Genomic DNA, 12,025 nt, shown 5'->3' with positions numbered 1-12,025 from the left:
GAGTTACTGCTGCGCCCCGCCAGCCTCACGCCGCAGCCTTCGCCGCCATCAGGTAATCGATCACGCTGCCAAGACGATCGCGCAGGTCCTTGCGCTCGACCACCATGTCGAGCATCCCGTGCTCAAGCAGATATTCGGAGCGCTGGAAGCCTTCGGGCAGCTTTTCGCGGATCGTCTGTTCGATCACCCGCTGCCCGGCAAAGCCGATCAATGCGTTGGGTTCGGCCATCTGGACATCGCCCAGCATCGCATAGCTTGCGGTGACGCCGCCGGTGGTGGGGTCGGTCAGCACGACGATGTAGGGCAGTCCTGCCGCGTGCAGCCGCGTTATCGCGACGGTGCTGCGCGGCATCTGCATCAGCGAGAGGATGCCTTCCTGCATCCGCGCACCGCCCGCGGCAGTGAAGATCACGTACGGGCACTTTTCGGCGATCGCGCGCTCGGTCCCGGCGATGAACGCCGCACCGACCGCCATGCCCATCGATCCGCCCATGAAGGCGAAATCCTGCACCCCGACCACCGCCTTGTGGCTCTTGATCCGGCCCAGGGCGTTGGTCAGCGCGTCGTTGCCGACATTGGCGGCACGCGCGGCCTTCAGCCGGTCGGCGTATTTCTTGCTGTCGCGGAACTTGAGCGGGTCTTCCTTGACCACCGGCGAGGGCAGTTCTTCCCACAACTGGTCATCGAACAGCATCGCAAAGCGCGCGGCAGAGCCGATGCGTTCGTGATGGCCGCATTTGGGGCAGACCGAGAGGTTGTCCTCGAACTCCTTGGCGAACACCATTTCGCCGCAGGCCTTGCACTTGTGCCACAGATTGTCGGGCGAATTGTCCTGACGGGCGATGAAGGGCATCGCGTTGCGGACTCGGCTGAACCAGTTCATCGGCTTAAGCTCCTCAGGCGGTTGCGGTCTGGCGGGCGGTGGCGATGGCGTCGGCCAGCGTGCGGACGTAATCGCGCACAGGGCCTGCGGCATCCGCGCCGTGCTGGCTGACAATCTCGACGATCGCGCTGCCCACGACAACCCCATCGGCGACGCGTCCGATCGCGGCGGCCTGTTCGGGCGTGCGCACGCCGAAGCCCACCGCGATCGGCAGATCGGTCGAGGCCTTGAGCCGCGCGACCGCTTCCTCGATGCTCGCCTGCACCGCCTGCTGCTTGCCGGTGATGCCTGCGACCGAAACGTAATACAAAAACCCGCCCGCGCCTTCGAGCACCGCGGGAAGCCGCGCGGCATCGGTGGTGGGCGTGGCAAGCCGGATCGGCGCGATACCCTTGGAGCGAAGAGCCGGGCCTAGCGACGCATCTTCCTCGACCGGAATGTCAACGCAGATCACGCCGTCGACCCCGGCAGACGCGCAGGCATCGGCAAACCATTCGGGCCCTCGCCGGGTCATCGGATTGGCATAGCCCATCAGCACGAGCGGCACGTTGGGGTGGCGGCGGCGGAAACCGGTGGCGATCTGGAGGATGTCGGCGGTCTTGGTGCCCGCCGCGAGGCTGCGCAGGTTCGCCGCCTGGATCGCGGGGCCATCGGCCATCGGATCGGTGAACGGCATGCCGAGTTCGATCACGTCCGCCCCGCCTTCGACCAGCGCGTCGAGGATGGCAGGGGTAGCGGCGGCGTCAGGATCGCCTGCGGTGACGAAGCACACCAGAGCCGCGCGATCGCCGGGGAAGGCGTTAGCGAGACGCGAACTCACATCTCCACTCCCAGCTTCTCAGCAACGGTGAAGATGTCCTTGTCGCCGCGGCCGCACAGGTTGGCGAGGATGATCGCATCGCGGTCCATCGTGGGAGCGACCTTGGCCACCGCCGCAATCGCATGCGCAGGCTCGAGCGCGGGGATGATGCCTTCGGTGCGGCAGAGCGACTGGAACGCGTCCAGCGCCTCGTCATCGGTGATCGCGGTGTACTCGACCCGGCCCATGTCCTTGAGCCAGGCGTGTTCGGGGCCAATGCCCGGATAATCGAGGCCCGCGCTGATCGAATGGCCCTCGGTGATCTGGCCGTCCTCGTCCTGCAACAGATAGGTCTTGTTGCCGTGGAGGATGCCGGGGAAGCCGCCGAGCAGGCTCGCGGCATGCTCGTTGCCATCGAGGCCGTAACCTGCCGCTTCCACGCCGAGCATTTTCACATCGGGATCGTCGAGAAACGGGTGGAACAGGCCAAGCGCGTTCGATCCGCCGCCGATCGCCGCGACCAGCAGGTCGGGCAGGCGGTTGATGCGGCTCAGCATCTGCGCGCGCGCTTCCTTGCCGATCACGCTTTGAAAATCGCGGACCAGTTCAGGGTAAGGGTGCGGGCCGGCGGCGGTGCCGATGATGTAGAAGGTGTCGTGGACGTTGGCGACCCAGTCGCGCAGCCCCTCGTTCATCGCGTCCTTGAGCGTCGCTGCGCCGCTCGTCACCGGAATGACCTCCGCGCCGAGCAGCTTCATCCGGAACACATTGGGCTGCTGCCGCGCGACATCGGTCGCGCCCATATAGATCACGCAGGGCAAGCCGAAGCGCGCGCATACGGTTGCGGTGGCGACGCCGTGCTGGCCTGCACCGGTCTCGGCGATGATCCGCGTCTTGCCCATCCGCATCGCGAGCAGGATCTGGCCGATGCAGTTGTTGATCTTGTGCGCGCCGGTGTGGTTGAGTTCGTCGCGCTTGAACCAGATTTGCGCGCCCATGCCCTCAGGCGCGTTCTTGCGCAGTTCTTCGGTCAGCCGCTCAGCGTAATAGAGCGGGCTGGGCCGCCCGACATAATGCTCGAGCAGATCATCGAACTGCGCCTTGAACGCGGGGTCTGCCTGCGCTGCGCGATAGTGCTTCTCGAGATCGAGCACCAAAGGCATCAGGGTTTCTGCAACATAGCGCCCGCCGAACTGGCCGAAATGGCCCTGTGCGTCGGGTTGATTGCGATAGCTGTTAGGCTTGGTGGCTGCGTTGGTCATGGTTGGCAACCGCTTGGCAAAAGCGCGCCATCTTGTCCATATCTTTGAGCCCGGGCGCGCTTTCGACCCCCGAGGAGACGTCTACCAGCGGCGCATGCGTCGCGGCCAGAGCCTCTTCGACATTGTCCGCATCCAGCCCGCCTGCAAGCCCCCAGGGCACCAGATGCCGATGCCCGGCGAGCAGCGACCAGTCGACCCTGGTCCCGTTGCCGCCCGGAAGCGCCTGTGCCGGGGCATCGAAGATCAGCCGGTCGGCGATGCCGTCGAAGCGGCGCGCGTTGGCGAGTGTCTCGGCGCTGCGCAGCCCCAGCGCCTTCCACACCTCGACCTTCATGTGCTTCTTCACCATCGTCAGCCACTCGGGCTTTTCCGACCCGTGGAACTGGATGACATCGGGCCGCACCGCCTTGTACGCCTGCTCGGTCAGCACCGGCGACGCGTTGACCAGCAGCAGCACGACCTTGAGACTGGTCGGCGTGCGCGCGCGCAGCTTCGCGGCCTGATCGAGCGTGACGTGACGCGGGCTCTTTTCGAAATGCACCAGGCCGATATGGCTCGCGCCGTTCGCAGCGGCAGCATCGATGGCGGCTTCGGTGGAAAGCCCGCAGATCTTGATGAGGGTGTTCATTGTCTCTCAACCGGTTGTTTAATCGTCATGCTGAACTTGTTTCAGCACCCATGGTGCGTCTTGGCCAACACCATGCGAGAGGAGAAATGGGCCCTGAAACAAGTTCAGGGTGACGGGAAGGAAAACAGGCCTCACAGCGTCGCCATGATATCCCGTGCCGCCTGATCGGGCTCTGCCGCACGCGCGATCGGGCGGCCAATGACCAGCACCGAAGCGCCGGCATCGCGCGCCTGGCGCGGGGTGACCGCGCGCTTCTGGTCGCCTGCAGTGGCGCTGGCGGGGCGGACGCCGGGAACGACGAAAAAGCCGTCGCGCCACTGGTGACGCACCGCGCCGACCTCCTGGCCCGAACATACGATGCCGTCGAGGCCCGCCTGATGCGCAAGATCCGCCAGCCGCAGCACGTTGTCGTGCGCGGTGCCGGCCATGCCGATCTGGCTCATGTCGTCATCGTCCAGGCTGGTCAGCATGGTGACGGCGACCACCTTGGTGTTGGCCCCCGCTGCGGCCTTTGCGTCCTCCATCATCGCGCGCCCGCCCGCAGCGTGGATGGTGACGATCGCCGGTTCGAGCACATGGATCGCCTGCATGGCAGCGGCGACGGTGTTGGGGATGTCGTGCAACTTGAGGTCGAGGAAGATCGGCAGGCCGAGCTTGGCGATCTCGTGCACGCCGTGATGGCCATGCGCGCAGAAGAATTCGAGCCCCAGCTTGACCCCGCCGATATGGGCGCGAACCGATTGCACCAACGCGCTGGCGCGCGCCAGATCGGGCAGGTCAACCGCAAGATAGATCGGATTGGACATGATGTGCGCGAGACCCCCTGTTGACCGTGTCATACCGAGCGCAAGGCGCTCTCCGGTTCTTGTTCGTTGATGATGCTGGCAGGCGGCTGCGGCGCGGCCTGCACCGGTGATGCGGCAGTAGCGGCAGCGCGCGTCTGATTGGCCTCCAGCGTCACGATCCGCCGCTTCATCCGCCAGCTGCTGGTGCGATGGTAGGCCCAAAGCGGCAGGAAGCCCGCCAGAAAAGTCAGCATCAGCAGCACCGGCAGTTTGGTGACCAGCTGCAGCCCGCCCCACAGATCGAGCGTGACGGCCTGCCAGTTGTTATAGGCAAACACGATGAACACCACGACCAGCATGATGATCACCAGTGTCTTCAGGAACTGCATGACCGCGGTGTCTCCTCAATAAGTGTCCGCGTCCCGGCGGTCGGCGGGAGCATAGGAGCATAATCGCGTCATGGCCAGTCGCTTGGGTTTCGGTGCCCGGATCAGCCGAAGACCCGCGCGAAAATCGTGTCGACATGCTTGAAGTGGTAATCGAGGTTGAACTTCTCCTCGATCTCCTGCGGCGTGAGCGCGGCGGTCACCTCGGCATCGGCCTTGAGCAGTTCGAGCAGCGACAGTTCGCCGTCCGATTCCCACACCTGCATCGCGTTGCGCTGGACCAGGCGATAGGCATCCTCGCGGCTCACGCCTGCCTGGGTCAGCGCCAGCAGCACCCGCTGCGAGTGGACAAGCCCGCCCATCTTGTCGAGGTTCTTCTGCATCCGCGCAGGGTAGACCAGCAGCTTGTCGATCACGCCGGTGAGCCGGGCGAGCGCGAAATCGAGCGTGATCGTCGCATCGGGGCCGAAGAAGCGCTCGACCGAGCTGTGCGAGATATCGCGCTCGTGCCACAGCGCCACATTCTCCATCGCGGGGATCGCGGCGGCGCGGACCACGCGGGCGAGCCCGGTGAGGTTTTCGGTCAGGACCGGATTGCGCTTGTGCGGCATCGCCGACGAGCCCTTCTGGCCGGGGGAGAAATACTCCTCGGCCTCGAGCACCTCGGTGCGCTGCAGATGGCGCACTTCGGTCGCCAGCCGCTCGACCGACGAGGCGATCACGCCCAGCGTCGCGAAATACATCGCGTGGCGGTCGCGCGGGATGACCTGGGTCGAAACCGGCTCGAGCGCCAGGCCGAGCTTCTTGGCGACATGCGCCTCGACGCGCGGATCGATGTTGGCAAAGGTGCCGATCGCACCCGAAATCGCGCAGGTGGCGATCTCGGCCTTCGCGGCCTTGAGGCGGGCGCGGCAACGGTCGAACTCGGCATAGGCCTGCGCGAGCTTGAGGCCGAAGGTGGTCGGCTCGCCATGGATACCATGGCTGCGGCCGATGGTCGGCGTATATTTGTGCTCCATCGCCCGGCGCTCGATCGCTTCCAGCAGCGCATCGAGATCGGCAAGAAGAATATCGGAGGCGCGCGCCAGCTGCACCGCAAGGCAGGTATCGAGCACGTCCGAGCTGGTCATGCCCTGATGCATGAAGCGCGCCTCGTCGCCGACCTGCTCGGCCACCCAGGTGAGGAACGCGATGACATCGTGCTTGGTGACCGCCTCGATTGCATCGATCGCGGCAACGTCGATCACCGGATTGGTCGCCCACCACGCCCACAAGGCCTTGGCGGCGGACTTGGGCACCACGCCCAATTCGGCCAGCGCATCGGTGGCGTGCGCCTCGATCTCGAACCAGATGCGGAACTTCGCCTCGGGCTCCCAGATGGCGGTCATGGCGGGGCGGGAATAACGGGGGACCATAAGCTGTCCTTGCAACTGGAGCGTGGGGCAAGCAGGGCACCCTTGCGCCCCGGCGGTTTCGCCCGGGCAGCTAGCAGCAAGCGGGCGCGGGTTCAACCACGGGCCGCCGCGCGCACCCCCTATTCCGCGGCGAGCGCGGTAAAGCGGAAATTGCGGAACGCCGCCTCGCCTGGTCCCGCCGCATATAGCCCCGGCCTCAGCATCAGAAAGCCGCCGCGGACATTGTGATGATAGCCCGACACTTCCATGCCGCGATCGAACTTGAGCCAGGTCCTGCCGCCATCGCCCGATGTGTGAAAGCTCACGATATGGCGGCGGTTAATGACCCTCAGACGCATCCGGCCCCCATGCGGATTGACCGGGCGCGCGCGCTCTATGCCGTATTGGTGGGTCACGAAGCGCACTGCATCGAAGCCCAGACCCGCGTAGAGCTTGTCGTCATAGAACAGCACCAGCCCCGCGGTACCGCCCGGCGCCAGCTCGATGTCGCATTCGAAGCGATAGGAGGTGTCGCCCGCGGTCAGCAGCAGCGGCGATCCGGTGGACGGCGCGAGCCCCTTGCCGCGCAGGAACAATGCGTTGTCCTGCACCCGCACGCGCGCGGCCTCGTCGGGCGCAGGACGGAAGAACGACCATTTGGTGCCCAGCTGCAGCGTCGCGAAATCATCGCTCAGCGCCATGCCGTGCGGCAGCGCCCTGCCCCCCTTGGGCCTGGGAATCGGCTGCGAAAGATCGCCCCCGGTCATGCGGAACCAGCCATCGGCGCCCCACTCCACCGGATCGAGCAGGCATTGCCGCCCGAGCGTCCAGAAGCCGTTCTCATAGCCGTGATACAGGCTCCACCATGACCCATCGGGCGCCTCGACCAGGCTGGCATGGCCCCGCGACCACCACGCCTCGCGGATATCGGTGGTGCGCACCAGTGGATTGCCGGGATGCTGCTCCCACGGGCCGTGGATCGATCGCGAACGGGCAGCGATGACCATATGACCCGTGGGAGGCCCCGCCGTGCCCCCCACGGCGGTGAGCATGTAGAACCATTTGCCGATGCGGTGGATTTTGGGGCCCTCGGGCGCGAAGCCCTCGACATCCCATTCGCTGGGATAGCGCCACGGGTCGTAGACATGCTCGACCTCGCCGGTCGCGCGCATCCCGTCGTCGGACAGCCGCACGCGGTCTCCGCCCGACAGGAACAGCCAGCGCGACCCGTCCTCGCCGACCGCGTGGCAGGGGTCGATATGCTTGTGCAGCCCCAGCGGCACCGGATCGCTCCAGGGGCCGTCGATATGGTCTGCCCAGATGACGAAGATGTCGTTCTGCGGCGACGCTTTCACCGGGATATACAGGAAATAGCGCCCCTCGTGCTTCTCCAGGCTGACCGCCCAGACCGATCCGATGTTGCGGGTGAGCGCTGGCTTGCGGGGCTCCCAGTTCACCAGATCACGCGAATGCCAGATCAGCAGCCCGGGATAGGATTCGAAGCTCGAGAAGGTGAGGTAATAGTCCTCGCCATCCTTGAGGATTGCGGGATCGGGCCGGTCGCCTGAAAGCACCGGATTGAGGAAGGTGCCATCGCCCAGATCGGCGACCCGCTGGTTGTCCAGACCCCGGCGCCAGTCTGGGGAGGGCATCGGCGCCGGGGCAGTGCTGGCGCGCGCAGGTGCGGCCAGCGCCAGAGCGGTCAAACCGGCCGAGGCCATCGCGCCGCGCCGGTCGAAGGTGGGGGGCGAACTCACAGCGCCAGCCCGGTTGTCCGCGCCCAGGCGCGCCAGAGCTCGGGCCAGACCTCGACCGGCTTGCCGATCGCCTTGCGCAGGCCAAAGCCATGCCCGCCATGCTCGAACAGATGCGTCTCGACGCGGATCTGTTTCACCTTGAGCGCAGCGCGCAGCAGCAACGTGTTGTTGACCGGCACCGCATCGTCATCCTCGGCGTGGAGCAGGAAGAACGGCGGCGCATCGGCGGGCACGTTCAGATGCGGCGAATGCGCGGCCTCGAGCGCCGGGCTCGCGCTTTTGCCGACGAGCAGTTCGCGCGATCCGGCATGCGCATCGGGCGCGGTCATCGAGATCACCGGATAGATCGGCGCTGCGCTGTGCGGCTTGGCGGAAAGCTTGTCCGCCTCGTCGACCGGCGCATACACCTTGGCATCGAACCGTGTGGCGAGATCGGCACACAGATGGCCGCCAGCGGAAAAGCCCATCGCCGACACGCGCTCTGGATCTACCGCATAGTCGCCGGAACGCGCGCGGATCAGCCGCATCGCGCGCTGCGCATCGGCGAGCGCCACATCCGGCCCTGCCGCCCAGCCCTCGCCCGGCAGCCGGTAGAACAGCACGAACGCAGTAAAGCCGCGCGCTGCCAGCCAGCGGCCCATTTCATAGCCTTCCTTGTCGACCACCACCCAGCGATAGCCGCCGCCCGGCGTGATCAGCACGCCAGCGCCATTGGGCCGGTCGGGTCTGAACACCGCCATCCGGGCCTTGGTTATGCCAAAGACCGCCCGATCGGTGACCAGCCGGTCGGTCGAGCGTTCCTGCACGGTCTCGGCAAGGGCTCGTGCGGGCATGCCAGGCGCGCCACCGGGCCACAGATCGATGGTTTCGGACGGTTGCGGCAGCCCTGGCGGGAGCGCGCCGCCCGGCACCTTCGGCACGGCGGTCTGCGCCCATGCACTGTGCGCCATCCCCCAAGCCAGAGGAGCCGCCATAAGGGATCGGCGATCGATCTTCATGGCGACTCCTCCGGTCAATTCAGCAGGAACAGCGTCGAACCGCTGACCCGGTTGTCATCAGTATTTGAAGCGTGCACCGAGGAAGAAGGTGCGGCCGAAATGGTTGTTCTCGTAGTTCCGGTCCGCATCGAAATCGGTGAAGCGATAGCGATAGGTGTCGGTCAGATTGTTGCCTTCCAGCGAAACCTCAAGCCATTCGGTCACCTTGTAGCGGATCGAGGCATCGAGGTTGAACTGGCTGCCAAAGCCTTCGAGGATGTTGCCGGTGCCGCTCGCACCTTCGTGCCACCGGCTGCGATAGGTGGCCATGACACGGGCGGAGAACTTGCCGTCGTCATAATAGAATGTGCCGTTGTAGGAACGCTTCGACACGTTGGCGAGTGTGTTGGTGACATTGACGTTGGTGAGCGGCCCAAGATTGCCGTTGGGCTGGTTTGCAACCGTGATCGGTCCTTGCAGCTGATAATCGGCATCGGAGGAGATGAAGGTCGCGTTGGCCAGAATGCCGAAATTGCCCAGGAACCCGTCGGTAAAGGCGGAGAACGGAATCTGTGCCGCGATTTCCCATCCCTCGAGCGTCGCACCTTCGCCGTTCACAGTCGTGGACAGCACCCAGCGGGGTTCCAGAAGCTGCGACGGATTGATCGCTGCAGGAGAGCTGGGGTTGAGCGATGTCACCGGGGCGCCGGTTTGCGCATAGGTCAGCTCGGTTATGGAATCGCTGCGCGTGAAGGTGGCGATGTTCTTCTTGAACCAGGCGACCGACAGAACAGCCTGAGGTGCAAAATACCATTCCGCCGACATGTCATAATTGGTGGCGCGGAAGGGTTCGAGGAAGGGGTTGCCCGTGCTCACGCGGTAGTTGAAACCATCCGCCGTTCCACCTGGGGTCAAGGCGCCCAGCGTCGGGCGGGTGATGACGTCCGCTGCGGCGAACCGGAGGATGACGTTCTGCGTCGGGAAAATCGCCAGGTTGGCAGACGGCAGCCAGTCGTCATAGCTACGCTCCACCGTCCGATCGACCGTGCCGACCAGACCATATGAGGACTGTTCGGTTTTCACGTAACGGATGCCAGCGTTCAGGGCATATTCCACGCCGAGCAGTTCGCCCTTCGCATCGAACTGCACATAGCCGCCCTTGGTCGTTTCCTGCACCCCGCGATTGTTGCCTGCGTCCAGCGCGAGCGGACGGCTGTAGAGCTTGGTGAATTCGGCCGCGGTGTCGAGGTTCGGGACCAGCCAGGCGTTGGTATTGCCTGCCGGCTGACCTGCCTTGCCCAGCTCGAACAATTCGGAGATCTGCGCGGTGACGGGCAGGCCATAGATAGCGGCAGGGCCGAATGCGGCGGTTGGCGAACAGGTGACCGTGCCCAGCACGCGGTCAAGGCCGCCATTGCCGCACACCGCGGTGTCGCGGGTAAACGCCACGGTGTCGAATTCGAACCGGCGCCACATAACGCCCGCCTTGATGGTGAAACCCTCGGCCACATCCCATTCGGTGCGCAGCTGAGCGGTCTTGAACTGGTTGACGATTTCAGATGGCCGATCGCGGATCTCGGCGAGCTGGAAGACCGCCGGATCGGTGACGCTGGTGCCGAAGGTCAGCTTCGGACGCTTCATGTCGGAATAGTCGTAGCTATAGCCCTGCGCGTCGCGGTCATCGAAAACGATGGTCGTTTCCACCGGAATGTCTGCGGTCGACTTGGAAATGCCCCCCAGTAGCGTGAAGCGGAAGCTGTCCGAAAGATCCTGGTCCCAGGTTCCGCCGACCTGGTAGAATTCGGTGGTGCTTTCGCGCAGGTAATGTTCGGTGCGGACCCAGGCATCGTTGAACGTGCCGCTGATCATGTTGTTGTTCGTGTCGTACACCGGATTGATGACGTCGATCGAGCGCTCGTTCGAACGGAACAGCACTTCACCCCAGCGCTCGCGGCGGTCGCTATTGAAGCGCGAGAAAAGACCGTCGATCGAGAACTTGGTCATGTCGGTCGGTGCGAACTGGATCGATCCGGTGATGCCCAGACGCTCGCGGTCGTGCTTCACTTCACCATAGCGCGGGATGCGCGGATGGAAGGAGAGCGTGGCCTGGTCACAGGCTGCGCTGGGACGATACACGCCCCCGCTGTTCGGACGCCCTGCCGTATTGGCCGCGCTCTGCTGGAAACAGGGGGTGCCATTGACCGAGTCAAAGCGGGCCTGCGCCCAGCGCACCGTGTTGTTGCCCAGCTCCAGCACCTGAGTCTTCTGATACGCGGCAGAGAGCGACACGCCGAACGTGCCGGCATCGTTGCGCCAGCTCAGCAGCCCTGCAAGGCGCGGCCCTGCATATTCGGACAGGTCGTTATAGCTCACCACCGCGGATCCGACCGCGGTGAAGCCCGCCTTGGCGGCGAGCGGGTTGCCGGTGTTGAGGTCAACCACAGCACCCAGCGAACCTTCGTCGAGGCTGGCCTCGGCAGTCTTGTGGACGACGATCGAGCTGAACAGTTCGGAGGCGAAGACGTTAAAATCGAACGCGCGGTCGCGGTTGGCCGAAGCGCCGTCGGTGGAGGTGGCGACGGTTTCGAGCCCGTTGACGCGGACGCGGGTGAACTGGCTGCCCAGACCGCGCACGGTGATCGCGCGGCCTTCGCCGGCATCGCGGGTGATCGAGATGCCGGGGATGCGCTGCAGCGATTCGGCGAGGTTCTGGTCGGGGAACTTGGCGATATCCTCGGCGACGATCGCATCGATCGCGCCCACCGAATTGCGCTTGAGGTTGATCGCGGCCTCGAGCGACTGGCGAAAACCGGTGACGACGATTTCGTCGGCGGCAACGGCGTCATTCTCGGCGGCCTGGTCCTGCGCGGTGGCGTCCTGCGCCTGCGCCGTGCCTGCCGCACCGAATGCGCAGCCTGCAAGCAGTGCCAGCTTGATGATAGAAACGCGCGATGCCCGCTGCGAAATCCGACTGCCCATGTTCAATCCCCTCCCAATTGCCCTTTTCGGGCCTATTGCTACCGGTGTCAAAGGAGAAGACGCGGACACGCCCTGACCCTCTTCGACACCCTGGCTCCCGTGCTCGTCCAGATCGGCTGGCGAGCACACACTGTCTTTTACTGTCTTTCCGGCGTGCGCCTCGGCAACAAATGCT

The 12,025-nt window shown here is 65.0% G+C and carries 10 protein-coding genes; all 10 read right to left on the bottom strand.

Annotated features, from left to right (window positions below; genetic code table 11):
* Nucleotides 1-25: 25 nt before the first annotated feature.
* Complete coding sequence (gene accD, locus BSY18_RS17355; RefSeq protein ID WP_054136272.1) at nt 26-883, bottom strand: acetyl-CoA carboxylase, carboxyltransferase subunit beta; 858 nt, start codon at nt 881-883, stop codon at nt 26-28.
* A gap of 13 nt (nt 884-896) precedes the next feature.
* Entirely contained in the window at nt 897-1,703 is an 807-nt protein-coding gene (gene trpA / locus BSY18_RS17350) for a tryptophan synthase subunit alpha (RefSeq protein ID WP_069051319.1), read from the bottom strand.
* The gene (gene trpB, locus BSY18_RS17345) at nt 1,700-2,944 is read right to left on the bottom strand and encodes a tryptophan synthase subunit beta (RefSeq protein ID WP_069051318.1); all 1,245 of its coding nucleotides are present in this window, start codon (nt 2,942-2,944) and stop codon (nt 1,700-1,702) included. Before trpB ends, trpA begins: the two co-directional genes overlap by 4 nt.
* A complete protein-coding gene (locus BSY18_RS17340) occupies nt 2,919-3,572 on the bottom strand; it encodes a phosphoribosylanthranilate isomerase (RefSeq protein ID WP_069051317.1) in 654 nt (217 codons plus the stop codon). Before BSY18_RS17340 ends, trpB begins: the two co-directional genes overlap by 26 nt.
* Before the next feature lie 131 nt (nt 3,573-3,703).
* Nucleotides 3,704-4,378, bottom strand: coding sequence for an orotidine-5'-phosphate decarboxylase (gene pyrF, locus BSY18_RS17335; RefSeq protein ID WP_069051316.1), 675 nt, complete (start codon nt 4,376-4,378; stop codon nt 3,704-3,706).
* A 29-nt stretch (nt 4,379-4,407) separates the two neighbouring features.
* Nucleotides 4,408-4,746, bottom strand: coding sequence for a hypothetical protein (locus BSY18_RS17330; RefSeq protein ID WP_054136277.1), 339 nt, complete (start codon nt 4,744-4,746; stop codon nt 4,408-4,410).
* Nucleotides 4,747-4,847: 101 nt separating this feature from the next.
* A complete protein-coding gene (gene purB, locus BSY18_RS17325) occupies nt 4,848-6,158 on the bottom strand; it encodes an adenylosuccinate lyase (protein ID WP_069051315.1) in 1,311 nt (436 codons plus the stop codon).
* Nucleotides 6,159-6,277: 119 nt separating this feature from the next.
* Nucleotides 6,278-7,858, bottom strand: a complete 1,581-nt coding sequence (locus BSY18_RS17320; RefSeq protein ID WP_083231538.1) for a family 43 glycosylhydrolase — start codon at nt 7,856-7,858, stop codon at nt 6,278-6,280.
* Between the two features lie 32 nt (nt 7,859-7,890).
* Complete coding sequence (locus BSY18_RS17315) at nt 7,891-8,892, bottom strand: alpha/beta hydrolase (RefSeq protein ID WP_069051314.1); 1,002 nt, start codon at nt 8,890-8,892, stop codon at nt 7,891-7,893.
* 57 nt (nt 8,893-8,949) lie between these two features.
* On the bottom strand, nt 8,950-11,850 hold the full coding sequence (locus BSY18_RS17310) for a TonB-dependent receptor (RefSeq protein WP_069051313.1): 2,901 nt from the start codon (nt 11,848-11,850) through the stop codon (nt 8,950-8,952).
* Between the last annotated feature and the right edge of the window lie 175 nt (nt 11,851-12,025).

Source organism: Blastomonas sp. RAC04 (genome assembly GCF_001713435.1).
Taxonomy (GTDB): Bacteria; Pseudomonadota; Alphaproteobacteria; order Sphingomonadales; family Sphingomonadaceae; genus Blastomonas; species Blastomonas fulva.
Note: the sequence above shows the minus strand (reverse complement) of the source record. Positions and strands in the feature narration are given on the sequence as shown.

What these genes read in the sequence shown, in the direction of transcription:
- accD (WP_054136272.1), bottom strand. Translation starts at nt 883, where the DNA reads ATGAACTGGTTCAGCCGAGTCCGCAACGCGATGCCCTTCATCGCCCGT.
- trpB (WP_069051318.1), bottom strand. Translation starts at nt 2,944, where the DNA reads ATGACCAACGCAGCCACCAAGCCTAACAGCTATCGCAATCAACCCGAC.
- BSY18_RS17340 (WP_069051317.1), bottom strand. Translation starts at nt 3,572, where the DNA reads ATGAACACCCTCATCAAGATCTGCGGGCTTTCCACCGAAGCCGCCATC.
- pyrF (WP_069051316.1), bottom strand. Translation starts at nt 4,378, where the DNA reads ATGTCCAATCCGATCTATCTTGCGGTTGACCTGCCCGATCTGGCGCGC.
- BSY18_RS17330 (WP_054136277.1), bottom strand. Translation starts at nt 4,746, where the DNA reads ATGCAGTTCCTGAAGACACTGGTGATCATCATGCTGGTCGTGGTGTTC.
- purB (WP_069051315.1), bottom strand. Translation starts at nt 6,158, where the DNA reads ATGGTCCCCCGTTATTCCCGCCCCGCCATGACCGCCATCTGGGAGCCC.
- BSY18_RS17320 (WP_083231538.1), bottom strand. Translation starts at nt 7,858, where the DNA reads ATGGCCTCGGCCGGTTTGACCGCTCTGGCGCTGGCCGCACCTGCGCGC.
- BSY18_RS17315 (WP_069051314.1), bottom strand. Translation starts at nt 8,892, where the DNA reads ATGAAGATCGATCGCCGATCCCTTATGGCGGCTCCTCTGGCTTGGGGG.
- BSY18_RS17310 (WP_069051313.1), bottom strand. Translation starts at nt 11,850, where the DNA reads ATGGGCAGTCGGATTTCGCAGCGGGCATCGCGCGTTTCTATCATCAAG.